The sequence below is a fragment of the Micromonospora sp. WMMD1082 genome (assembly GCF_029626175.1).
In the GTDB taxonomy this organism is placed as follows: Bacteria; Actinomycetota; Actinomycetes; order Mycobacteriales; family Micromonosporaceae; genus Micromonospora.
Genome location: NZ_JARUBM010000002.1, coordinates 606,688 through 628,352, shown reverse-complemented (window position 1 = coordinate 628,352; position 21,665 = coordinate 606,688). Strand labels below are relative to the sequence as shown.

The following is a 21,665-nucleotide window of genomic DNA, read 5'->3' as shown; positions in this document are numbered from 1 at the left end:
ACCGCCATCGTAGGAAAGCTCGGTTCACCTTCCTACTTCGCGGCGGACTGGATGTCCGGCACCGAGTCGCGGCGGACCGCGTCGAAGAGCCGCTCTGCCTTTGCCGTGTCGGCCAGCACGACACTTTCGTTGCCGATCCGGCCGGTGCCCTTGGTCGGGCAGGTGTAGAAGTCGAGGTTGCCGCCGCGCAGGTGGCGCAGCTCCATCCCGAGGTCCAACAGGGACATCGACTCGTCCACCGCCACCGCGTCCGCGGTGGCCCGGACGAACGAGTTGAGCTTCGCCGGGCTGGCGAGCGTGCCACCGGAGGCGGCCTTGTCCAGGATCGCCTTGATGACCTGCTGCTGGTGCTTGATGCGGGTGAAGTCACCGTCGGCGAAGGCGTACCGCTCGCGGGCGTAGTCCAGGGCGGCGGCCCCGTCCATGGTCTGCTTGCCCGCGGCGAACTCCCGCCGGCCGTCCGGATTGAGCGAGTGCCGCGAGGTGAAGCCCTTCTCGACGGTGATCTCGATGCCGCCGAGCGCGTCGACGATTTCCTTGAAGCCGGCGAAGTCGACCATCGTTACGTGGTCGATGCGGACGCCGGTGAACTTCTCGACCGTCTGCACCATCAGCGGCACGCCACCCCAGGCGTACGCGGCGTTGATCTTCGCATCCCGGCCGCCCCGCCCCTCGGCGGACCTCGGCACGCTCACCCAGGTGTCCCGGGGGATCGAGATGAGCTGGGCACTCGAACGGTCCTTCGGCAGGTGGGCCAGGATGATCGTGTCGGTGCGGGATCCGGAGGTGTTGTCCGGGTCGCGCGAGTCGCTGCCCAGGATCATGATGTTCATGGCGCCGGTCGCCACGACCTGGGGCCGGGACTCCTCCGGGACGCCCTCGAAGGCGTCGACCCGTTCGATACTGGACTCGACCGAGCGGTAGTACAGCCCACCGGCGACCATGCCGGCTCCGGCGAGCAGCACCACGACCAGGCCACTGATCAGCGCGATCCGCCGCCATCGACGGCGCCGCGGCGGGCTCTCGGTGGTCGGCTCCGGCGTCGACTGCTCGTCGGCGGTCGACGCCGCCGGCGGCCGGTCGAAGAGCAGCGTCTCGGTCTCGATATCCCCGTGGTGTTGGTGCATGCGAAGGATGCTACTGATTTCGGCTTCCCGCGCGCATTCCCCCATCCGTTCCATTCGTGTTTCGGCATATGCCGGGACCGGGGTGCCGGGTGGACATTGTAGAAATGCCCCGATCGACCCGTCCCCATTTGTTACCCCGGTGTTTCCCTCGGTCTGGTAGAACCCAGCGGTGGATGCCGTCAAACTGCGTCGGGCGATCGCGCGTACCCGCCTCGCCCCCGTCGCCGCCTTTCCGAAACGCCTGGTCGCCGTCGCCCGTCACGACGCCAAGGTGCTACGCACCTCGGCCCGCTGGCTGGTCGCCTCCCGGGAACATCACAACTACACGTACGAGCTGACCAAGCTCAGTCGTAGCCATCTCGCCTGGTTCGTCAGCGTCGTCTGCGAGCTGCCGGTCAAGCAGGTCCGCGAATACCTTGCGGAGATCGAGTCGGATGACGCGCTGCGGCAGCACATCACCTCGGCCGTCGCCAGCGCCGCCCGCCGCGGCCTGGCCGACCGGCAGGTCCGGTACGCCCGCCGCATCGGCTGGTACGCGATCGTCCGCGCCCGCCGGCCGGAGCACATCGTGGAGACCGGTGTCGACAAGGGGCTCGGCAGCTGCGTACTGGCCGCCGCGCTGCTGCGTAACGCCGCCGAGGGGCACCCCGGTCGGGTCAGCTCCATCGACATCAACCCCGAGGCCGGGTACCTCGCCCGCACCGCGCCCTGGTCGGACGTGATCGACCTGGTCATCGGCGACTCGGTCGAGTCGATCACCGGGTTGGACCGGCCGGTCGACCTGTTCCTGCACGACAGCGACCACAGCCGGGCGTACGAGCGGCGCGAGTTCGACGCCGTCGAGCCGAAGCTGGCCCCGGGCGCGATGCTGCTCACCGACAACGTCACCCACACCAACGTGCTGGCCGAGCACGCCGAACGCACCGGCCGGCGGTTCCTCGCCTACCGGGAGACCCCCGCGAATCACTGGTACCCGGGGGACGGTATCGGCGTGGCATGGTAGGCGGGTGCGGCTGAGCGAGATCAACACGTACCCGGTCAAGGGTTGTCACGGCCTCGGCCACGACGAGGCCGGCGTGCGACCGTGGGGGTTGGACGGCGATCGTCGCTGGATGATTGTCGACGCCGACGGGGTCGGTGTCACCCAGCGGGACGTCGCGGCGCTGGTCCGGGTGCACGCCCGGTGCGGACCGGACGGGTTGCTGCTGTGCGCGGAGGGCCATCCGGAGCTGCTGGTGCCCGAACCGGCCGGTGCCGCGCCGGTAGCGGTGCGGACCTTCCGCCGCCGGCTGCTGCGGGTTGACGCGCTACCCGCCGGCCCCGCCGCGGATGCCTGGCTCGGTGCGGTGCTCGACCGGCCGGTCCGGCTGGTCTGGCTCGCCCAGCCGGCCCGGCACATCCGGCGGGGCGACAAGGAGTATGACCCCGGTGACCAGGTCAGCTTCGCCGACGCGTACCCGGTGCTGCTGGCCAGCACCGCATCGTTGGCGGCGCTCGGCGACTGGCTCGTCGCGGCGGGCGCGGAGCCGGTGCCGATGGCCCGCTTCCGGCCCAACCTGGTCGTCGACGGCGCCCCCGCCTGGGCGGAGGACGGCTGGGCCGGGCGCGGCCTGCGGATCGGTGCGGTCCGCTTCCGCGCCGCCGGCCCGTCGGCCCGCTGCCTGGTCACCACGATCGACCAGGAGACCGGGGTACGCGACCGGGAACCGCTGCGTACCCTCGCCCGGCACCGCAACATCGACCGCAAGCTCCTGTTCGGGCTGAACCTCGTCCCGCTCCAGGCCGGCCACCTGCGGCTCGGCGACCCGCTGGAGCTGACCGACTGACCACCCGGCTCACCTCCGGCGCCGACCGGCGGGTATCGCTTGCCGTCGACGGTCGGTCGGATCGATGATGGCCGAAGGGAAGCTCGACCGAGGAGTCCGAGATGTCGGTGATCCATCATCCCCGGGTGGCGTGGGACGCGGCCCGGACGCTGGTCGGGGCGGTACCCGACGACGAACGCTTCACCAGAATCGCCGGTGAGCTGGGCGAACTCCTGGGCGACGAGATGGCGCGGTCGCTGCGCGAGACGCGTGACCGGCTGCGCGTGGCCCCGGACGACGGCCGTGACCTGGTCGAGGCCGGCGTGTGGCGGGTCCGGCTCGAGGACGCGCTGCGTGGCCGACCGGACGCGGTCGCGCCGCTGCGTCGCCTGGTCGACACCGCCGGCCGGCAGAGCTGATCTCTCTTAGCTTTCGCTTAGCTCGCTTGTCCGGCCGGCTGCCGCTCAGGCAGCATGTGTCCACGTGACCGACGGAACCGACGGCCCCGCCGGCCGGACCTCGGCCCAGCGTTCCCAGCTGGGTCGTTGGCTGGCCGGCGGGGCCGTCGCCACGCTCGCCACGGTTTTCGGGCTCAGCCTCGCGCTCCGCTCGGGCGCCGCGCCCGCCTGCGCCGCGCCGGCCCGTCCCGGCGGCGCCCTGCCGGCCGCCGGTGCGCTGCTCGCCCCGCCCGCCGCTGGCACCCTCCACAAGGGAAAGGCCACCTTCTACGACTCGAAGGGCGCGGGCGGCAACTGCTCCTATCCCGCCGCCCCCGCCGACCGGCTCTACGTCGCGCTCGGCCCCGACGGGTACGCCGACGGTGCGTCCTGCGGCGGATATCTCGACGTGACCGGGCCGAAGGGCACGGTGCGCGTCATGGTGATGGACCAATGCCCCGAGTGCGCTCCCGGTCATGTCGACCTGTCCAGGGAGGCATTCGCCCGGATCGCCGACCCGGTGCAGGGCGTCGTCGACGTCAGCTACCGCCTGCTCGCCGACCCGCCGCTGCCCGGCCCGCTCACCTTCCGGATCAAGGAGGGCGCGTCGCAGTGGTGGTTCGCCGTGCTGGTCGCCGGCCACGGCAACCCGCTGCGTTCCGTCGAGGTACGCCAGGGCAGCTCGGGTGCGTGGCGGGCGGCCGACCGGGAGAGCTACAACTACTGGGTGATCGACTCCGGTGCCGGTCCCGGCCCGTACCAGATCCGGGTCACCGACACCCGGGGCCACCGGGTCACCGCCACCGGCATCAGGATGGCTCCCGGCCAGGTGCAGCGCGGCGCCGTCCGGATGTACGGCGCCGTAGCGGCCCGACCGTCGTCTTCGCCCCGGTCGACGCCACCGCCCCGGTCGACGACTGCCGCACGGTCGCCCTCGGCCAGCCCGGAACCGGATGCCAGCGCGACGACCGCACCCCCGCCGCTCCCAGCGGCCGCGGCGCCCGCCGACCCCCCACCCCCACCCACCCCACCCCCCACCTGCGCCACCCCCACCCCCACTCACCCAAGTTGATCATGAGGTTGGCGTCGACTTCGATCTCCAAGACACTCGTCAACCTCATGATCAACGGGGTGTGGGGTGGGGTGGGGTGGGGTGGGGCTGTTACGTGTTGGTCAGGTTGAGCCACATGAGGATCTCGTCGCGGTCGTCGCCGGGGGCGACGCGTAGGGCGCGGGGCCAGCGGCCCACCTCCTGGTAACCGAGCCGCCGGTAGAAGCGGTCCAGCCCGAGCCCGTCCCGCACGGTCACGTGCAGGGCGGCCAGCCCGAGGTGACGGCCGATCCGCTCGGCTTCGCGCATCAGCGCCGCGCCGAAGCCGCGGCCCTGCGTGTCGGGGTGGACCATCACCCGGGTGAGGACCCGCAGATGCGTCTTCAGGTGGAAGCGTGGATCGGTGAAGATCGCCATGGCCACCAGCCGGTCATGGTCGTAGCCGAGCAGCAGCCGGTCCGGACCGTCCGCGATGCCGGCGAGCGTCGGGTCGGCGATCGTGCGTACCTGCTCGGCGGTGATCGGAGCAACGAAGCCGACCGCGCCGCCGGCGTTGGTCACGTCGACCCAGAGCGCGACGATCCGTTCACGCAGGTCAGGGGTCAGCTCGGGGTCGAGGACGAAACGCAGACTCACCTCGGTCATCCTCACGGTGCGGGAGAGGGGATTCGAACCCCCACGTCCTCACGGACACAGGTTCCTAAGACCTGCGCGGCTGCCTGTTACGCCACTCCCGCCAGCCTGAGAGAGTCTAGACCGTCGCCGGACAGCGGCGTCCGTCCGGCGCACTGTGGAGCTGAACCGGTTGTGCCGTCACACCGTCTGCGCGGTCGCCCCTCGGTGCGGCCCGGGTCGCGCCGTCAGTCCAGGCCGAGGTCGCGGCGCAGCTTGGCGACGTGACCGGTGGCCTTGACGTTGTAGAGCGCCCGTTCGATCTTGCCGTCCTCGTCGATGACGAACGTCGAGCGGATGACCCCGGTCACGGTGCGGCCGTACAACTGCTTCTCGCCGTACGCGCCGTACGCGGTCAGCACCACCTTGTCGGTGTCGGCGACCAGCGGGAACGTGATCGCGTCGCGCTCGCGGAACGTCGCCAGCTTCGCCGGCTTGTCCGGTGAGATGCCGACCACCTCGTAACCGGCGGCCTTCAGCGAGGCAAACGAGTCGCGGAAGTCGCAGGCCTGCTTGGTGCAGCCGGGGGTCATGGCGGCCGGGTAGGCGTACAGGATGACCTTGCGGCCGCGCAGGTCCGCCAGCGTGAGCTGCCCACCGGTGTCGGTGGGGAGGCTGAACTCGGGCGCCGGGTCACCGGGGGAGAGGCGAGCGGGTGCGGTCATGGCACGACCCTACCGCCGCCCGGCGCGGCCCCCGCGCCCGCCGCCCCGCCCCGGTACGGACGGCAAACATGATCAGGGTCGGTGTTTGCCAACTATTGGCAGGCCGTGTTTCTTGCCAGATATTGGCAACAGCGTGGTATGGGAAATAGGCTCACCCCTGCCGGCGGGCACGGGCCCGCCGACACGTGGGAGGTCGCGTGGACATTCTGGCGATGCACATCTCGAACGGGATCATCAACGGTCCCGTCGCGGCGGTCTTCGCGGCGATCGCGCTGGCGGCGATGGCGTTCTGCGTCGCGCGCGGCCGGCAGGACCTGGACGACCGGCTGGCGCCGATGGCCGGCCTCGTCGCCGCGTTCATCTTCGCGGTGCAGATGCTCAACTTCCCGATCTTCACCGCCGGGGTCAGCGGCCATCTGCTCGGCGGCGCGCTCGCCGCCATGCTGGTCGGGCCCTGGGTCGGCGCGCTCTGCGTCGCGGTGGTGCTCGTGGTGCAGGCCCTCGTCTTCGGCGACGGCGGAGTGGCCATGCTCGGTCTCAACATCACCAACATGGCCGTCATCGGCATCGCGGTGGCGTACCTGCTGATCGCGCTGCTGCTACGGGTGCTGCCGCGTACGCCGACCGGGCTGGCGGTCACCGCCTTCGTCGCCGCGCTGGTCAGCGTGGTGGTCGCGGCGATGGGCTTCGTGCTGCAGTACTGGCTCGGCGGCACCACCGACCTGGGCGGCAACCTGGCCGGTCTGGCCGGAACCATGGCCGTGTCCCACCTGTTCATCGGCATCGGCGAGGGCCTGATCACGGCCACCACTGTGGTCACCGTGGCGAAGGTCCGCCCCGACCTGGTGTACGCGCTGCGCGCCCTGAAGCCGGCCGCGCCGGCATCCGCCCCGGTCGTCGGAGGTGTCAAGTGAGGAAGCGGTCCTGGGGTTTCATCGCCGGTGGCCTGCTGGTGGCCCTGCTGCTGGCCGGCGTGGTGAGCAACTTCGCCTCGTCCCACCCCGACGGGCTGGACTCGTCGCTGCGGGAGGGCTGCACCTTCAACGCCGACGACGAGATCACCGGCGGCAGTTGCCCGGCCGAGGAGGCAAAGGAGCACGAGATCGGCGGGCCGCTGGCCGACTACGGCATCGCCGGCCTCGACAACGACTACCTCTCCACCGGGCTCTCCGGAGTGCTGGGCGTCCTGCTGACCTTCGCGGTGGCCGGCGGCGCCTTCTGGCTGGTCCGCCGGCGCGGCCCGGAGCAGGCGCCGAACGCGACCGGGTCGTCGGGCACGGCCGGGTCGTCGGACGCGGAGCGGCCGGGCGCGCCCGCCCCGAGCCAGGGGTAGCGGTCGGATGGGGGCCGGGCACGCCCACGTGCTGTACCGGGAGTCCGACTCGCCGGTGCACCGGCTGCCGCCCGAGGTCAAGATCGCGGCGATGGTGGCGTTCACCATCGCCGTGGTCGCCACCCCCCGCGAGGCGCTCTGGGCCTTCGGCGCGTACGCCCTGCTGGTCGCGGCCGTCGCGGCGCTGGCCCGGGTGACCGCCCGCTGGCTGCTCCTGCGGTCCACGATCGAGCTGCCGTTCGTGCTCTTCGCCTTCGCCCTGCCGTTCCTCGGCGCCGGCGAGCGGATGGACGTGGCCGGGCTGAGCCTCTCGGTCGACGGCCTCTATGGGGCGTGGAACATCATCGCCAAGGGGACCTTGGGCGTCTGGGCGTCGCTGCTGCTGGCGGCGACCACCACCACCCGCGACCTGATCGTCGGGCTGGACCGGCTGCGCTGCCCGCAGATCCTCACCCAGATCGCCACCTTCATGCTGCGCTACCTGGACGTGCTGGTCGGCGAGGCCGGCCGGATGCGGGTGGCCCGGATCTCCCGGGGTGACGATCCGCGCTTCGTGTGGCAGTTGCGCGGCTTCGCCGCCGGGATCGGCGCGCTGTTCCTGCGCGCCTTCGAGCGGGGCGAGCGGGTCTACCTGGCGATGCTGTCGCGCGGCTACGCCGGTCGGATGCCGGTGTGGCAGGGCGCGGGTGCGGCGACGACCGGCCAGTGGCTGATCGCCGCCACGGTGCCGATGCTGGCGGGCACCGTCGCCGCCACCGCCGCCGTCCTGACATGATCGAAGCGTGCAGCCCACCGCGCCGAGCCTGGACGTCCGTGGCGTCCGGTACGCCTACCCGGACGGCCACGTCGCGCTGCACGGCGTCGACCTGACGGTGGCGCGGGGCGAGCGGGTCGCCCTGCTCGGCCCGAACGGGGCCGGCAAGACCACGCTGGTGCTGCACCTCAACGGCATCCTGACCCCGACCGAGGGCGACATCGTCGTCGGTGGCCTGGCGGTGAACCGGGACCGGGCGCGGCTGGCGGAGATCCGTCGCCGGGTGGGCATCGTCTTCCAGGATCCGGACGACCAGCTCTTCCTGCCCACCGTCGCCGAGGACGTGGCGTTCGGGCCGGCCAACCTCGGGCTGCGCGGGGCGGAACTGACCGCCCGGGTGGACGAGGCACTGGCCGCGGTGGGCATGTCCGAGCACCGTGACCGCGCCCCGCACCACCTCTCCTTCGGGCAGCGCCGCCGGGTGGCGGTGGCCACCGTGCTCGCCATGCGCCCGGAGATCCTGGTGCTCGACGAGCCGTCGTCCAACCTCGACCCGGCGGCCCGGCGGGAACTGGCCGGCATCCTGCGCGCCCTGCCGGTGACCCTGTTGATGGTCACCCACGACCTGCCGTACGCGTTCGAACTCTGCGACCGCTCGATCATCCTCGACGGCGGGCGGATCGTGGCCGACGGCCCGACGCCGGCACTCCTCGACGACGAGGACCTGCTGGCCCGGCACCGTCTCGAACTGCCCTACCCGTTCCGTCCCACCCGGAGGTCCAGCCCGGTCAGGGACTGACGGTCGACGGCGCGCGGCGGCCGGCGGCGTGCAGGCGCAGGTACGCGGCGGCCAGCGCGCCGGCACCGGCGACGACGACGAGGAGGACCAGCACCCGGGCGGCCGTGGCCGGCCACGGCACCGGGAGCACGGCACGGGCGAACCCGGCGGCGTTGGTCACCCCGGCGAACAGCGCCAGGCATGCCCCGGCCAGCGCCACCACGAAGTTGGCGTGGGGCCGGCCGTCCGGGGCCGACGTGCCGGTCATCGCCCAACCACCGGCGACGATCGCGCCGAGGCCGGTCAGCAGGGCCCACACCGGGCCGGTCAGCAGGCCGACCAACACCCCGCCGACCCCCTCCGCTCCGGCGTCCAGCACCCGCCCGACGGCGAGCGCCACCGCCGCCACCCCGCCGACGCCGAGCAGCCCGCCGAGGCCGAGCAGCGCCCGCCGGCCCGGGACCGAGGCCGCCGGCAGCAGGCCGAGCGCGCCCACCGCCAGCGCGCCGAGCGTGGCGGCCACCCACCAGGGGTACGCGTCGGGCGGCGGCACCCAGTCCAGGGTGCCGCGGACCTCCACCGGCCCCTCCGCGTCGCGCAGCGGCACCACCCAGTCGCGTACCCGGTGCTCGCGGTCGGGTGCGGCGCGGACCGCTGCCGGCGGTTCCGGCTCACGCCACAGGGCGCGCTGGTCGTGCCAGCGGACCGTCGTCCCGCCGTCGACGCGTCGCCACTGCGGCGCGGCGGCCGGATCCACCTCGGCGGGCAGCGCGGAGTCCCCGACGATGGTGCGGTTGAGGTACGTCGCGGGCGACCGGGTGTTCTCGAAGACACCGTCCGGACCGACCCGCAGGTACGGCTCACCCGAGTAGCCGATCACCTCGACCGGCTCGCCGCCGGTGTTGGTCAGCTCCAGCCGGGCACCCGCCTCGACCACCCGTACCCGCAGCTCCGGCCGGGCGGGGGCCACCTCGGCGACCTCGACGCGGTAGTCCGTGCCGTTCGGCGCGTCCGCGCCGTGCGCGAGGGCGGGGGCGGCGGTCGCGAGGATCGCGGTGACCGTGCCGGCGAGCAGCAGCCCGGCCCGGGTCAGCAGGGTCCGGGTCACCGGCCGGCCGCCTCCACGGCGGCGGTGATGTTCTCCGGCGTCCACTCCCGTACCGGCTGCCCGTCGACCAGGATGCTCGGCGTGCCGGTGATGTTGGCGCGGCTCGCCTCGGCGGTGACGTGCGCCGTCCACGACCGGTACTTCCCGTCGCGGACACAGGTGCCGAAGGCGTCGCGGTCCAGCCCGACCCCGGCGCCGATGTCGATCAACTCGTCGTCGCTCAGCCCGGCGCCACCCTCCGGCGGCTGCCGCTCGAACAGCGCCTTGCCGAACTCGGTGAACCTGCCACCCTCGGCGGCGCAGCCGGACGCGGCCGAGGACCGGGTCGAGTACTCGGTGCTGGAGAAGCGGTTCAGGTACGCCACCGGGTGGTACACCACCCGCACCTTGCCCTCGCTGACCAACTGCTCGATGGTGCCGCCGCTGGCCTGCTCGAACTGCTTGCAGGCCGGGCAGAGGTAGTCCTCGTAGATGTCGACGGTCACCGGCCCGGAACCGACCACGATGCCGGTGCCGGCGTCGTTGGCGCCCGGCGGCGCGGTGAACTCCTCCGACTCCTGGCTCGACCAGACACTCCAGCCGATCAGGCCGGCGACGACCAGCACGACCACCGCACCGAGTGAGATCCACAGCGTCCGCTTGCGGCGCCGCTCCCGGGCCAGCTGTTCCCGGACCACCCGGGCCGCGTCCTTGCGCCCCTTACGACTACTCATCCTCGTCCTCCACCGGTTTGCCCGTCAGCACACCGTCGGCCGAGACGGCGGAGCGGGGCCAGATCAGCAGGAACCCGGCCAGCGCCAGGAAGCCGATGTCCCGGAGGATCTCCGGGAGGTAGCTGGGGCTCTGCCCGGCCGGCAGGTCGCCGCCCACGCCGAAGCAGCCGCAGTCGATCGCCAGCCCGCGCGACCAGGCCGAGGCGATGCCCGCGATGAAGACCAGCAGCAGCGCCACCGAGACCCCGGCGGCCAGCCGGGTGGCGAGCCCGAGCACCAGCAGCAGGCCCAGGGCCAACTCGACGAAGGGCAGCGCCGCGCCGACCACCATGGCCACGTCGTACGGCAGGACCTGGTAGGCGTGCACCGCGCGGCCGGAGCCGGCCAGGTCGCCGACCTTCGACCAGCCCGCGTACAGCCAGACCCCGGCCAGGCCGAGCCGGACGGCGAGCCCGAGCCACGGGCGCCAGGTGCGCAGCGGGTTCGCGTTCACCCGGCCAGCGCCTCGCCGGCCGCGTCGACCAGGTCGGCCCGGGCCCGCGCGACCCGCGACCGGATGGTGCCCACCGGCACGCCCTCCACCGCGGCGGCCTCGGCGTACGACAGGCCCAGCAGCTGGGTCAGCACGAACGCGCTGCGCCGCTCGGCGGCCAACCGGCGGACCAGGTCGGCCGCGCCGAGCTGTCCGGCCGGGTCGGGATGCGGCACGTCGGTGTACGCGTGCGCGGTGAGCCGCTGGTCGAGCCGCCGCCGCCGGACCACGGTGCGCAGGTGGTCGGCGCAGGTCCGCCGGGCGATGCCGAGCAGCCAGGTGCGGGCGCTGGAGCGCCCCTCGAAGGCGGGCAGCGCGCGCAACGCCCGCAGGTAGGTCTCCTGGGTGAGATCGTCGGCGCTGTCGGCATCGACCAGCGCCGCCGCGAACCGCCACACCTCGGCCTGGGTGGCGCGCACGAAGGCGGCCAGGGCGGCCGGGTCGCCGTCGCGGGCCGCCAGCGCCCAGCCGGTGGCCGACTCGACGGTCGGCTCCGGCGGGTACGCGCCGGTGTCGGTGTCGCGCGGGGGAGTATCGCGCGGAGCGGGGATCACGACAACCCAGGTTACGCGGCGCCACGCTGAGCAGCAGGGTCCTTCGACCCTTCCATGGGCTGCGCCACTTCGGGAACTTCTGCCGGGTTTCGGCCGACTACCCGCATATGACGCCCGGCCCCACGACTGCGCGCTCGCGCTCGATCATGGGGTATCGTCATCCATCGATGTTTGTTGCTCGCTTGAAACGGGTGTTGTCGGCGACGATGGGCGGCATGACTGCCGCCCACCGCCGATTCGCCCGGCTGGCCGCCGCTGCCGGCCTGCTGGTCACCGTCGTCGCCCTGCTGCTCGCCCCGGCCAGCCCGGCCAGCGCACACGCCGTGCTCTCCAGCAGCAGCCCCGCCGCATCCGCCGTGGTGCCCACCGGACCGGCCGAGGTGGTGCTCACCTTCAGCGAGACGGTCCGCAGGGTGCCCGACAGGATCCGGATCATCGCACCGGACGGGTCCCGCGCGGACCGGGGCGAGCCGATCTTCAACGGCGGCGTGGTCAACATCCCCGTCGACTCCTCCGGCGGCAACGGCACCTACCTGGTCACGTACCGGGTGATCTCCGCAGACAGCCACCCGGTCTCCGGCGCGTTCACCTACTCCGTCGGCGCGCCCTCCGAACCGCCCGTGGACACCGGCGACGACGGCCGGGCCGACCCGGCGGTCGGCAATGCGATCAAGGTCGCCAAGTTCGTCGGCTACGCGGGCCTGCTGCTGGTCGTCGGGCCGGCGCTGGTGCTCGCACTGCTCTGGCCGCGCCGACTGTCCCGGCGCGGACCGGCCCGGCTGGCCTGGATCGGTCTCGGGCTGGTGGCGCTCGCCACGGTCGCGGTGACACTGCTGCAGGTGCCGTACACCAACGGCGGTGGGCCGTTCGACGTCACCGGCGACGGGCTGAGGCTGGTGCTCGGCAGTGCCTTCGGCGCGGCCCACCTCGTCCGGCTGGGCATTCTGGCCGCGGCGGTGCTCCTGCTCCGACCCCTGCTGGCCGGCTCGGTGAGCCGCGCCGACCTGGTGGTCCTCGGTGTGCTCGGGGCGGGATCACTGCTCACCTGGCCGCTGTCCGGTCACCCGGCGGCCTCGCCCGCGCCGGCCGTGTCGGTGCTCGTCGACGCGGTGCACGTGGGCGCCATGGCGGTGTGGCTGGGCGGGCTGGTGATGCTCGCCGTGTTCCTGCTGCCCCGGGCGGACGAACGGGAGCTGGGCGCGATCCTGCCGATCTGGTCGCGCTGGGCCGCCCTGGCGATCTCCGCCCTGCTGCTCGCCGGCATCGTCCAGGCGCTGATCGAGGTCGGCACTCCGACGGCACTGATGAACACCTCGTACGGGCAGCTGGTGCTGGCCAAGATCGGGCTCTTCGGTGTGGTCCTCGCGGTGGCCGCGTATTCCCGGCATCTGGTGCGCACCCGGGTGGCGGCCAGCCGACCGGCCCCGGTGCGCCGCGCGATCTGGGTGGAGCTGGCGATCACCACGATCGTGCTCGGTGTGTCGGCCAGCCTGGTGCAGACCACCCCGGCCCGTAGCGTCTCGGGGGACGTGTCCGCCGCCGACAGCGGCTACTTCACCACCACGGTGGACAGCTCCCTCTACTCGATGCAGATCGAGATGTCGCCGGCCGAGCGGGGCAACAACTCCGTGCACTTCTACGCGTACACGCTCGACAACCAGCCGCAGCCGGTCGTGGAGTGGTCCGCCTCCGTCGCCCTGCCGTCGGCCGGGATCGAGCCGATCACCGTCCCGCTGCTCCCGCTTACCGACAACCACGCCACCGGGGAGATCAACCTGCCTGCGGCGGGGGAGTGGGAGCTGCGCGTCACCGCCCGTACCACCGAGATCGACCAGGCCACGGTGACCGCCACCGTGCCCATCCGTTAGAGAGGTTCCATCGATGATCCGTCACCGGCGTACCACTGCCGCCGCTGCCGCCCTGACGCTCGGCGCCGTCGCCGCGGCCGTGTTCGGCTTCGTGGCCCCCGCGTCGGCCCACGTCACCGTCAACCCGAGGGAGGCGACCCAGGGCGGCTACGGCCGGTTCGCGTTCCGGGTGCCGAACGAGAGCGACACGGCGTCGACCACCAAGCTGGAGGTCTTCCTGCCGGAGAACGCCCCGGTCGGCTCGGTGTCGACGATGCCGGTGCCCGGCTGGACGGTGGCGGTGGAGAAGCGCCAGGTCGACCCGCCGGTGCAGGTGCACGGCAGCGAGATCACCGAGGTGGTGTCCAAGGTCACCTGGACCGCCGGCGAGGGGGCCGCGATCGCGCCGGGCACCTTCCAGGAGTTCCCGGTCTCCCTGGGCCCGCTGCCCGAGGTGGACCAGATGGTCTTCAAGGCGCTGCAGACCTACTCCGACGGGGCCGTGGTGCGCTGGATCGACGAGCCGGAGCCCGGCGGCGAGGAGCCGGCCAGCCCGGCGCCGGTGCTCACCCTCACCGCCGCGGCCGCCGACGCACCGACGGCGGCACCGGAGGAGTCGCCCGCCGCAGCGGCCGGCGCGGACGACGGCGATGACGGCAACGGGCTGGCCGTCGGGCTGGGTCTCGCCGGCCTGATCGCCGGGCTCGGCGGGCTGGCGCTCGGCGGGTTGGCGTTCGCGCGTACCCGGCGCGAGAGCGACGCGGTCGAGAGCGGCGCGGCCCAGGGCGACGAGGCGGCGTCGACGTCCTGACCACCGACAGAGCTGCGGGCCCGCCGGGATCACCCGGTGGGCCCGCCCGTTTTCGACGTCCGTGCCGTGGATATCCGCTGATTGGCCGGTCGACATAGGTAAGGTCGGCCGGGTATCTGGCTACGGAGGGGGACAGGGCGGATGCGTTTCGTGTGGGCGCTGACCGGAATGCTGATGCTGACCATCGGTACCACCGCGCTGCTCGGCGCCGCCGCGCTCGGTCTGCTGACCGGCCACGCCGACCCCGGCGGGGCCTTCACCGCCCGGTTCGAGACCGTGCAGACCCCCGGGCACGCGGTGGTGGTGGCCGACCTCGACGCGCTGGTGCGGCAGGAGGTGCCGTTCGCCCGGGGCGGGCAGGCCCGGCTGCGGCTGGATGCGCGCACCCCCGACGGGCCGGCCTTCGTCGGGTTGGCCCCGGCCGAGGAGGCGCAGCGGTGGCTGACGGGGACACCGCACGCCGTGGTCCAGCGCATGGCGCTGGCCAGGGGTCCGCTGCCGGTCCGCCTGGAGCAGGTCACCCCGCCGGACGGTACGCCGCCGACCGTGCCGGCCGGGCCCGCCGCACAGACCTTCTGGGTGCGCGCCGGCGCCGGCGTCCTCGAATGGAGCCCGGGCGACCTGGCCGGTCAGCGGCTGAGCCTGGTGCTGATGCGGCCCGACGGCGGGGCCGAGGTGACCCTGGACCTGCGCGCGGAGCTACGCGCCGGGTGGATCGCCCCGGCGACCTGGGGCTCGCTCGCCGGCGGAACGCTGCTGGTGATCCTGGCCGCGCTGGTGCTGCTGCGCCCGGTTCACCCGCGCGAGGTGGTCTTCGTGGTCGAGCCGGATCAGGTGCCGCTGCTCGCCGGGCGGCTCGGGGTGAGTTCGCTCAGCGGCCTGGGTGCCCCGGCGCAGCCCGGCCCTCGCCGGCTGCCCGAGCGTCAACTCGTCTCGGTGGCCGCGGCGGTGCCCGCCACCACCCGAGCGGCGATCGGCCCCGTACCCCGCCCCGAAACCCTCGCCGACCTCCCCGCTCCCCACCTTCCTCCCCGCTCCCTCCGCCCTTCCGCCCCACCCCGCTAACCTCGCGGAGTGGGCGGCCCTCCGTGCTGCCGACGCGGAGGGCCGCCCCTTCACCGGGGGAAATCGGTGTTATCGGGGGAGATTACCGGTGGATGGGCGTCTCGGGAAGAGTGTCCGTCTTTGTGCCTCGCCGCTGCGGCACGTCGGCCTTGGGGCGCACCGGCAGGACGACCAGCAGCGCCAGGCAGAGCAGCACGTACGCGTTGCGGAGCAGGAACTCCCACGGGCTGTCGGTGGGCGAGGGCGCGACTCCCCAGTCGTAGAAGGACACCACGCCGTACACGATGATGGCGGTGGTGGCGACGGCGAGCGTCACCAGCCGGCGGCGCCGGCGCGCACCGGCGATGGTGCGCGGATCCGCGCCCAACGCCGCGTCGGCAATGATCACCACGGCGGGGATGAACCAGTAGATGTGGTGCGTCCAGGTGATCGGGCTGATCAACGCCGCGACCAACCCGGTCAGCGTCAGGCCGGTGAGCGCGTCCCCGGCCTGCGACGCCCGCACCGCCCGCCACAGCCCGTACCCGACGACGGCCGCGACCAGCGGCAACCAGACCAGCCGGCTCGGCTCCTCCGGCGCGGTGAGCCGGCTCAGCAGGCCGAACAGGGACTGGTTGCCGGTGTAGTCGGTGCGGCCGACCCGGTCGGTGGCCCACAGTTCGTGCGTCCAGAACCGCCAGGAGTCCGCGGGTGCGACCGCGGCGGCGAGCAGGGTCGCCCCGGCGGCGGTCGCCGCGGCCACCGTCGCCGCCCGCCAGCGCCGGCCGGCCAGCAGGTAGACCACGAAGATGCCCGGGAACAGCTTGAGCGCCGCCGCCAGGCCGATGCCCACGCCGGCCCAGCGACTGCCCCGGGGTACGGCGAACAGCAGGTCGGCCAGGATCAGCACCACCAGCAGCATGTTGATCTGCCCGAAGGTGATCGTCTCCCGGGTGCTCTCCACCCCGAGCACGAGCAGCATCCCGACCACGAGGGTGAACAGGTGGGGCAGGCGGTGCCGACGGATCACCGGATCGAGCAGCCACTTCGTGGTGACCACCACGCCGAGCAGGGTCAGCCCGGTGAAGATCGCCACCGTGGCGCCCAGCTTCAGCCAGGAGAACGGCAGCAGGAGCAGCGCGGCGAACGGGGGATAGGTGAAGTACAGCTCCCCCTGCACCCGATCCGGCTGCACGTAGTCGTAGAGCGGGTGGCCGGCCGCCCACCAGTCCATCGCCGACATGTAGATCTTCAGGTCGAAGAAGTTGTGGACGGTCCCCGGAAGGTAGAGCGCCGGAAGCGCCGCCGCGAGCGCCAGCGCCCCCAGAACCCGGCGCGCCATACGGTCACCAGGGCCGTCGAGGTCGACGCTGGGTGGTGTGGCGGGTTCGGCGGGCACGGGGAAGACCCTAGCGGTCGGTGACCCCGGCGGCGCGCAGCCACGAGTCTTGGGCTGCGCGTAGGCTGTCCCGGTGGCTGATCTTCTCGTCTGGATCGACTGTGAGATGACCGGGCTCGACCTCGGTGGCGACAAGCTGATCGAAGTCGCCGCGCTGGTCACCGATCCGGATCTCAACGTGCTCGGTGAGGGTGTGGACGTGGTGATCCACGCTGACGACGCCGCGCTGGACGCGATGCCGGAGATCGTCCGGACGATGCACGCCAAGTCGGGCCTCACCGACGAGGTGCGCCGCTCCACCATCACCCTGGCCGAGGCCGAGGAGCGGGTGCTCGACTACGTCACCCGCCACGTCAGGGATCCGCGGACCGCCCCGCTCTGCGGCAACTCGATCGCCACCGACCGGGGGTTCATCGCCCGGGACATGCCCCGCCTCGACGCCCACCTGCACTACCGCATGATCGATGTCTCCTCGATCAAGGAGCTGTGCCGCCGCTGGTACCCCCGGGTGTACTTCGGCCAGCCGCAGAAGGGCCTGGCGCACCGGGCCCTGGCGGACATCCGGGAGAGCATCCGGGAGCTGGAGTACTACCGGCGTACGATCTTCGTCCCGCTGCCCGGGCCCGACGTGGAGAGCGCCAAGGCGATCGCCGCCGGCCTCTGAGCGCCCGCCGGCAACCCGCTGGACGCGGTCGGCCGTGGTGGGGGTATGATTTCTCCGCACCCGCCCCGGGCAGTCGACCGGGTGCGGCGGCATGGTGGCTGTAGCTCAGTTGGCAGAGCACCGGGTTGTGGTCCCGGTTGTCGTGGGTTCAATTCCCATCAGTCACCCCACACGTCAGGCCCCCTCCCCGCGAGGGGGCCTGACCCGTTCCGTTCCGGTGTCATGTCTCTTTGTCTCTTTCTTTGCGCCACGGTGCCATGGGCCGTACCGTTGTCTCATTGATAGAGACATAAGGACAGCGATGATGATCTACGCGACGCCCGAACTGACCAGCAAAGATCGCTCGGTCCTGGGCGAGATCCACGAGATGCGGCGCACTCTCGCCGACGTTCTCCGGACGCCTCGGCGCTGGACCGGAGGCCTGCGTAAGACCATGCTCGCCCGGGCCATCCTCGGCTCGAACAGCATCGAAGGATACGTGGTGGCCGAGGACGACGCCGCCGCCGCGCTGGACGACGAGGAACCGTTGAGCGCTGACGAGCGGACGTTCGCGGAGATCCGTGGCTATCGGCAGGCGTTGGGTTACGTTCTGCAGAGCGCCGCTGATCCCTATTTCCGTTTCGACACCTCCGTCATCCGCAGCATGCACTACATGATGCTTTCGCATGATCTGTCGAAGAGCCCCGGGCAGTACCGGTCCGGACCGATCTACGTGTACGACGAGCGCACCGACCGCCGTGTGTACGAGGGTGCGGACGCGGGCGACGTACCTGGGCTGCTGGAGGAACTGGCGCGGCATCTGCGCTCTGACGAGCCTGCGGATCCACTCGTCAGGGCGGCGATGGCCCATCTGAACCTGGTCATGATCCATCCGTTTCGGGACGGCAACGGCCGCATGGCGCGTGCACTGCAGACCCTGGTGCTCTCCCGGGAGGCCATCGTCGAGCCGGCGTTCTCCAGCATCGAAGAGTGGTTGGGCAGCAATACCGAGGACTACTACCGGGTCCTCGCCATCACCGGCAGAGGGCGGTGGAGCCCCGAGGGCACGGCGGATCTCTGGGTGTCGTTCAACCTGCGCGCTCATCACATGCAGGCGCAGACGGTTGCCCGGCGATTCCAAGAGGCATCGGCGATCTGGGCCGAACTCGACGCTCTGGTGGCGCAGGAGACGCTTCCAGAGAGGGTGACGGGCCTGCTGTACGAGGCCGTCCTCGGGTACCGGGTGCGGCGTCCCCTCTACATCAAACTCGCCCAGGTCGAGGAGCGTACCGCCAGTCGCGATCTTGCTCGACTTGCCGAGCACGGCCTGCTGGAGGCGCGCGGCGAGCGGCGGGGCCGGCACTACGTTGCCGGTGCCGTACTGGAGCAGGTACGCCAACGGATTCGTCAGCAACGTGCTCCCATCGAGGATCCCTACGTCGGGATGCCCGTGGTACTCGCCACGAAGGCCGCCGCCGCGGTGGGGCCTCAGCCCTCAGCCGATCCGTGAGAAGCTCCGGCTGAGGGCTTCAGCGTCCGTGCCGGGATGGTGCGGCACGGGTTCAGGCGGTGGGGGTCTCGCTCGGCGAGAGATCCGGGTCGTCCGCGTCGTCCGCGCCGTCCTCCGCCGGCTCGTACGGCAGGGCGCTGCCCTTGACGTACTCCTCCCAGCTCACGTTCCAATCGGTCCAGCCGTTGCCGAGCTGCAGCTTGCGCTCGGTGCCCTTGACCACGATCGGGTCACCGACCTTGGTGTTGGTGAACAGCCAGGCGCCGTTGGCCATCGAGACGTTCACGCAGCCGTGCGAGACGTTGGTGGTGCCCTGCTGCCCCTCCGACCAAGGCGCGGCGTGGATGAACTCGCCGCCCCAGGTCAACCGCTGGGCGTAGTCGATCTTCGTCCGGTAGCCGTCCTCGGGGCCCAGCTCGTCGTACGTGTCGAAGACGGTCTTGCGCAGCTTCTCCATCACGATCATCGTGCCGCTGGAGGACGGGGTGCTCTTCTTGCCCAGGCTCACCGGGATGGTCTTGATCGTCGAGCCGTCCCGGGTGACCACCATCCGCTTGGTCCGGTTGTCCACCGTCATGAGCAGCTTCGGGCCGATCTTGATGTCGACGGTCAAGTCGGCCCGGCCGTACCAGCCGTCGCCCAGCGGCAGGCCGCCCGCCTGCACCCGGTACGACACCTTGCTGCCCGCCTGCCAGAACTCCTTCGGCCGGTAACGGACCTCGGTGGGGCTGACCCAGTGCCAGCTGCCCTCCTGGGCCGGCTCCGAGGTCACCGTCATCCGGCGCTGCAGGTCGGCGCGGTACTTCTCCGGAATCTCCCGGCCGAACCGCACGATCAGCGGCATGGCCACCCCGACGGTCTGGTCGTCGCCGAGGAAGCTGCTGATCCGCACCTGCTGCTGCGGCTGTGCCATCACCGTGAAGGCACTGGTGGCGGTCACCGGCCGGCCGTCGTCGCCGGTCGCGGTGACGGTGGCGGTGTACGACCCGCCGTAGTCCAGCGCCTTCGACGGCAGCCAGCTCCTGCCGTCCGCCGCCAGCTCACCGTCGACCGCCGCGCCGTCGGCGCCGGTCACCTCGACGGTGGTGTCCTCGGCCTGCTCGGTGACGAAGGTGATCGCCGTGGCGGCGGGCACGTCCTTCGCGTCGGCGGCCGGCTCGCTGATGCTCACCGACGCCTTCGCGGCCGGCTGGTCGACACCGTCCTGCCAGCCCGGCCCCTTGTCGCCGCCCTTGCCGCCGGTGCAGGCGGAGGTCAGCGCCAACGCCACGGCGAGCATTCCCGCGGCGAGCACCCCCCGCCTCCGGTTGCGCTGGTCCCGAACTCGCATGGTGTCCTCACAGTCATGGTCCGCTGCCCGTCCACATCACTGACGCACGGGAACACGTACCCGTTGCGGAAGGTGAACCGAAACACGTGGAGCGGGGGATGTCCGGATAGTGACATATCTTGCCCGGTTACAGGGCCGGACCGGCACCACCGTCCGGAACTGGCAGCGCGCTGCCCTTGACAAACTCCGACCAGCTCAGGTTCCACGCTGTCCAGCCGTTGCCGGGCGCCAGCTTGCGCTCGGTGCCGCTGATGGTGATCGGGTCACCGATCTTCGTGCGTTGGAAGAGCCAGCGGGCGTTCGCCATGGAGACGTTCACGCAGCCGTGGGACACATTCTGCCGCCCCTGGACGTGCTCCGACCAGGGTGCCGCGTGGATGTACTCGCCGCCCCAGGTGATCCGCTGGGCGAAGTCGATGTCGGTGACGTACCGGTTCGCCGGGTCGGGGTCGTCCATCGTGTCGAAGACGGTCGACTCCTTCTTCTCCATCACCACGAGGGTGCCGCTGGAGGAGGGGGTCGTCTTCTTGCCCAGGCTCACCGGCAGGGTGCGGATCAGCTGGCCGTTCTCGTACACCCGCATCTGCTTGTCGCTGTTGGTCACCTTCATCTCGAAGGCGGAGCCGATCTTGGCGGTGGCCGTGCGGTCGACGTTGCCGTACCGGCCGTTGCTCAGCGGGATGCCGGCCAGCGCGATGCGTACGGACAGTTTGGTGCCGGGCTTCCAGTACTCCGGCGCCCGGTAGTACGCCTGGGTGCCGTTGCTCACCCAGTGCCAGGCGCCCGGCTGCGGCGGGTCGGTCTGCACGAACATCCGCTTCTGCACGGCGGCCCGGTCCTTGGCCGGAATGCCCGGATGGAACTCCGCCACCACCGGCATCGCCACCCCGTAGGTTCGGTCGCTGAACAGGTAGAGGCCCGAGGTGATCATCGAGCCGGGCTTGGCCATCGTGGTGAAGGTGCTGGTGCCCTCGCCGACCGTGCCGTCGGGCCGGCTCGCGGTGACCGTGGCGGTGTAGCGCGTGGACCACTTCAGCGGCGTCGACGGAACCCAGGAGGAGCCGTCCGTACGCAGCTTGCCCTTGACCTTCTTGCCGTCCTCGGTCGTCAGCGTGACCTGCGACACCTTGCCGCCACCCGGCAGCTTCGCGGCGATCTCCACGCTGACCGGCCGGTTCTTCGCCCCATCGGCCGGGCTCAGCGCCAGCGGCGGCCCACTCGGTGTGTCCGGCGCCCCCGGTGTCGCCGAGTCGGTCACCTCGGGCTGGTCGCCCTCCACGAACTGGGCGACCTCAGATGTCGCAGTGCAACCCGAGAGTGCCAGCGACGCCACCAGGCCCACGGCGCCCAGCAGCGCCCCCGCCCGCGCGAACCTGCCCATGCCCACCCCTGTCCTTCGCGCCTGGCGGACATCGTGCCGTATCGCTGCCTCCCGGCATCACCCCGGTCCCACACTTCGTGTGACGTTCTCACCAAATGTCCGTCAAGCTCGGCCGAAGGGACGACCCGGGGAATCGGATTGGAACCCCGTTCGGAGTGCGTGCTAGTGTTC

Annotated in this window: 22 protein-coding genes, 2 tRNA genes and 1 pseudogene; 14 read left to right on the top strand and 11 right to left on the bottom strand. The window is 71.9% G+C overall.

The window, feature by feature from the left end:
- Window positions 1-32: 32 nt before the first annotated feature.
- A complete protein-coding gene (locus O7615_RS03075) occupies window positions 33-944 on the bottom strand; it encodes an LCP family protein (RefSeq protein ID WP_278181961.1) in 912 nt (303 codons plus the stop codon).
- A gap of 352 nt (window positions 945-1,296) precedes the next feature.
- On the opposite strand from O7615_RS03075, the gene O7615_RS03070 reads away from it, so the two are divergent.
- The 4 genes from O7615_RS03070 (at window position 1,297) to O7615_RS03055 (ending at window position 4,441) form a co-directional block, all read left to right on the top strand.
- Window positions 1,297-2,130 (top strand): class I SAM-dependent methyltransferase, encoded by an 834-nt coding sequence (locus O7615_RS03070; protein ID WP_278175659.1) that lies wholly within the window; start codon window positions 1,297-1,299, stop codon window positions 2,128-2,130.
- A 4-nt stretch (window positions 2,131-2,134) separates the two neighbouring features.
- Window positions 2,135-2,953: an MOSC N-terminal beta barrel domain-containing protein gene (locus O7615_RS03065; RefSeq protein WP_278175657.1), complete on the top strand. Its 819-nt coding sequence runs from the start codon at window positions 2,135-2,137 to the stop codon at window positions 2,951-2,953.
- A 101-nt stretch (window positions 2,954-3,054) separates the two neighbouring features.
- Window positions 3,055-3,351, top strand: coding sequence for a hypothetical protein (locus O7615_RS03060; protein ID WP_278175656.1), 297 nt, complete (start codon window positions 3,055-3,057; stop codon window positions 3,349-3,351).
- 64 nt (window positions 3,352-3,415) lie between these two features.
- Complete coding sequence (locus tag O7615_RS03055) at window positions 3,416-4,441, top strand: expansin EXLX1 family cellulose-binding protein (RefSeq protein WP_278175655.1); 1,026 nt, start codon at window positions 3,416-3,418, stop codon at window positions 4,439-4,441.
- Between the two features lie 90 nt (window positions 4,442-4,531).
- Here O7615_RS03055 and O7615_RS03050 read toward each other — a convergent pair whose 3' ends face one another.
- The 3 genes from O7615_RS03050 to bcp all read right to left on the bottom strand — a co-directional run bounded on the left by O7615_RS03050 (window position 4,532) and on the right by bcp (window position 5,757).
- Window positions 4,532-5,056: a GNAT family N-acetyltransferase gene (locus O7615_RS03050; protein WP_278181960.1), complete on the bottom strand. Its 525-nt coding sequence runs from the start codon at window positions 5,054-5,056 to the stop codon at window positions 4,532-4,534.
- A 17-nt stretch (window positions 5,057-5,073) separates the two neighbouring features.
- Window positions 5,074-5,157, bottom strand: a tRNA-Leu gene (locus O7615_RS03045).
- Between the two features lie 123 nt (window positions 5,158-5,280).
- Complete coding sequence (bcp, locus tag O7615_RS03040) at window positions 5,281-5,757, bottom strand: thioredoxin-dependent thiol peroxidase (protein WP_278175654.1); 477 nt, start codon at window positions 5,755-5,757, stop codon at window positions 5,281-5,283.
- A 197-nt stretch (window positions 5,758-5,954) separates the two neighbouring features.
- Here bcp and O7615_RS03035 point away from each other — a divergent pair, with 197 nt between their 5' ends.
- The 4 genes from O7615_RS03035 to O7615_RS03020 are packed head-to-tail and all read left to right on the top strand — an operon-like array spanning window position 5,955 to window position 8,643.
- Window positions 5,955-6,671 carry an energy-coupling factor ABC transporter permease gene (locus O7615_RS03035; protein ID WP_278175653.1) on the top strand — a complete coding sequence of 239 codons (717 nt, stop codon included), beginning with the start codon at window positions 5,955-5,957 and terminating at the stop codon, window positions 6,669-6,671.
- Window positions 6,668-7,090 (top strand): PDGLE domain-containing protein, encoded by a 423-nt coding sequence (locus O7615_RS03030; protein WP_278175652.1) that lies wholly within the window; start codon window positions 6,668-6,670, stop codon window positions 7,088-7,090. The genes O7615_RS03035 and O7615_RS03030 overlap by 4 nt, the downstream gene beginning before the upstream one ends.
- Before the next feature lie 7 nt (window positions 7,091-7,097).
- Complete coding sequence (gene cbiQ / locus O7615_RS03025) at window positions 7,098-7,865, top strand: cobalt ECF transporter T component CbiQ (protein WP_278175650.1); 768 nt, start codon at window positions 7,098-7,100, stop codon at window positions 7,863-7,865.
- Between the two features lie 7 nt (window positions 7,866-7,872).
- Window positions 7,873-8,643: an ABC transporter ATP-binding protein gene (locus tag O7615_RS03020; RefSeq protein ID WP_278175649.1), complete on the top strand. Its 771-nt coding sequence runs from the start codon at window positions 7,873-7,875 to the stop codon at window positions 8,641-8,643.
- On the opposite strand, the gene O7615_RS03015 is transcribed toward O7615_RS03020, so the two are convergent.
- From O7615_RS03015 to O7615_RS03000, 4 genes are read right to left on the bottom strand one after another with little or no spacing between them, the layout of a single operon-like run.
- The gene (locus tag O7615_RS03015) at window positions 8,633-9,730 is read right to left on the bottom strand and encodes a hypothetical protein (protein ID WP_278175647.1); all 1,098 of its coding nucleotides are present in this window, start codon (window positions 9,728-9,730) and stop codon (window positions 8,633-8,635) included. The two genes, O7615_RS03020 and O7615_RS03015, sit on opposite strands and share 11 nt — an antisense overlap.
- A complete protein-coding gene (locus O7615_RS03010) occupies window positions 9,727-10,443 on the bottom strand; it encodes a thioredoxin domain-containing protein (RefSeq protein ID WP_278175645.1) in 717 nt (238 codons plus the stop codon). The genes O7615_RS03015 and O7615_RS03010 overlap by 4 nt, the downstream gene beginning before the upstream one ends.
- Window positions 10,436-10,936 carry a MauE/DoxX family redox-associated membrane protein gene (locus O7615_RS03005; protein ID WP_278175644.1) on the bottom strand — a complete coding sequence of 167 codons (501 nt, stop codon included), beginning with the start codon at window positions 10,934-10,936 and terminating at the stop codon, window positions 10,436-10,438. Before O7615_RS03005 ends, O7615_RS03010 begins: the two co-directional genes overlap by 8 nt.
- On the bottom strand, window positions 10,933-11,436 hold the full coding sequence (locus tag O7615_RS03000; RefSeq protein WP_278181959.1) for a sigma-70 family RNA polymerase sigma factor: 504 nt from the start codon (window positions 11,434-11,436) through the stop codon (window positions 10,933-10,935). Before O7615_RS03000 ends, O7615_RS03005 begins: the two co-directional genes overlap by 4 nt.
- A gap of 299 nt (window positions 11,437-11,735) precedes the next feature.
- On the opposite strand from O7615_RS03000, the gene O7615_RS02995 reads away from it, so the two are divergent.
- From O7615_RS02995 to O7615_RS02985, 3 genes and pseudogenes are all read left to right on the top strand, one after another.
- On the top strand, window positions 11,736-13,397 hold the full coding sequence (locus O7615_RS02995; RefSeq protein WP_278181958.1) for a copper resistance protein CopC: 1,662 nt from the start codon (window positions 11,736-11,738) through the stop codon (window positions 13,395-13,397).
- Window positions 13,398-13,410: 13 nt separating this feature from the next.
- Entirely contained in the window at window positions 13,411-14,187 is a 777-nt protein-coding gene (locus O7615_RS02990; protein WP_278175643.1) for a YcnI family protein, read from the top strand.
- A 666-nt stretch (window positions 14,188-14,853) separates the two neighbouring features.
- Window positions 14,854-15,252 (top strand): annotated as a pseudogene (locus O7615_RS02985) (hypothetical protein); the annotation flags it as partial.
- Window positions 15,253-15,334: 82 nt separating this feature from the next.
- Here O7615_RS02985 and O7615_RS02980 read toward each other — a convergent pair.
- Window positions 15,335-16,630, bottom strand: coding sequence for a glycosyltransferase family 87 protein (locus O7615_RS02980; protein ID WP_278175642.1), 1,296 nt, complete (start codon window positions 16,628-16,630; stop codon window positions 15,335-15,337).
- A 73-nt stretch (window positions 16,631-16,703) separates the two neighbouring features.
- Here O7615_RS02980 and orn point away from each other — a divergent pair, with 73 nt between their 5' ends.
- The 3 genes from orn to O7615_RS02965 all read left to right on the top strand — a co-directional run bounded on the left by orn (window position 16,704) and on the right by O7615_RS02965 (window position 18,783).
- Window positions 16,704-17,294 carry an oligoribonuclease gene (gene orn / locus O7615_RS02975; RefSeq protein WP_278175641.1) on the top strand — a complete coding sequence of 197 codons (591 nt, stop codon included), beginning with the start codon at window positions 16,704-16,706 and terminating at the stop codon, window positions 17,292-17,294.
- Between the two features lie 94 nt (window positions 17,295-17,388).
- Window positions 17,389-17,464, top strand: a tRNA-His gene (locus tag O7615_RS02970).
- Window positions 17,465-17,595: 131 nt separating this feature from the next.
- Window positions 17,596-18,783, top strand: coding sequence for a Fic family protein (locus O7615_RS02965; RefSeq protein ID WP_278175640.1), 1,188 nt, complete (start codon window positions 17,596-17,598; stop codon window positions 18,781-18,783).
- Window positions 18,784-18,835: 52 nt separating this feature from the next.
- Here O7615_RS02965 and O7615_RS02960 read toward each other — a convergent pair whose 3' ends face one another.
- On the bottom strand, window positions 18,836-20,113 hold the full coding sequence (locus O7615_RS02960; RefSeq protein ID WP_278175639.1) for an Ig-like domain-containing protein: 1,278 nt from the start codon (window positions 20,111-20,113) through the stop codon (window positions 18,836-18,838).
- A gap of 127 nt (window positions 20,114-20,240) precedes the next feature.
- Window positions 20,241-21,494 carry an Ig-like domain-containing protein gene (locus O7615_RS02955; RefSeq protein ID WP_278175638.1) on the bottom strand — a complete coding sequence of 418 codons (1,254 nt, stop codon included), beginning with the start codon at window positions 21,492-21,494 and terminating at the stop codon, window positions 20,241-20,243.
- Window positions 21,495-21,665: the final 171 nt, after the last annotated feature.

Excerpts from the sequence above, each read along its gene's own strand:
- bcp (WP_278175654.1), bottom strand. The coding sequence starts at position 5,757 with ATGACCGCACCCGCTCGCCTCTCCCCCGGTGACCCGGCGCCCGAGTTC.
- O7615_RS03010 (WP_278175645.1), bottom strand. The coding sequence starts at position 10,443 with ATGAGTAGTCGTAAGGGGCGCAAGGACGCGGCCCGGGTGGTCCGGGAA.
- O7615_RS02965 (WP_278175640.1), top strand. The coding sequence starts at position 17,596 with ATGATGATCTACGCGACGCCCGAACTGACCAGCAAAGATCGCTCGGTC.
- O7615_RS03075 (WP_278181961.1), bottom strand. The coding sequence starts at position 944 with ATGGTCGCCGGTGGGCTGTACTACCGCTCGGTCGAGTCCAGTATCGAA.
- O7615_RS02955 (WP_278175638.1), bottom strand. The coding sequence starts at position 21,494 with ATGGGCAGGTTCGCGCGGGCGGGGGCGCTGCTGGGCGCCGTGGGCCTG.
- O7615_RS02990 (WP_278175643.1), top strand. The coding sequence starts at position 13,411 with ATGATCCGTCACCGGCGTACCACTGCCGCCGCTGCCGCCCTGACGCTC.
- cbiQ (WP_278175650.1), top strand. The coding sequence starts at position 7,098 with ATGGGGGCCGGGCACGCCCACGTGCTGTACCGGGAGTCCGACTCGCCG.
- O7615_RS03060 (WP_278175656.1), top strand. The coding sequence starts at position 3,055 with ATGTCGGTGATCCATCATCCCCGGGTGGCGTGGGACGCGGCCCGGACG.
- O7615_RS02960 (WP_278175639.1), bottom strand. The coding sequence starts at position 20,113 with ATGCGAGTTCGGGACCAGCGCAACCGGAGGCGGGGGGTGCTCGCCGCG.
- O7615_RS02995 (WP_278181958.1), top strand. The coding sequence starts at position 11,736 with ATGGGCGGCATGACTGCCGCCCACCGCCGATTCGCCCGGCTGGCCGCC.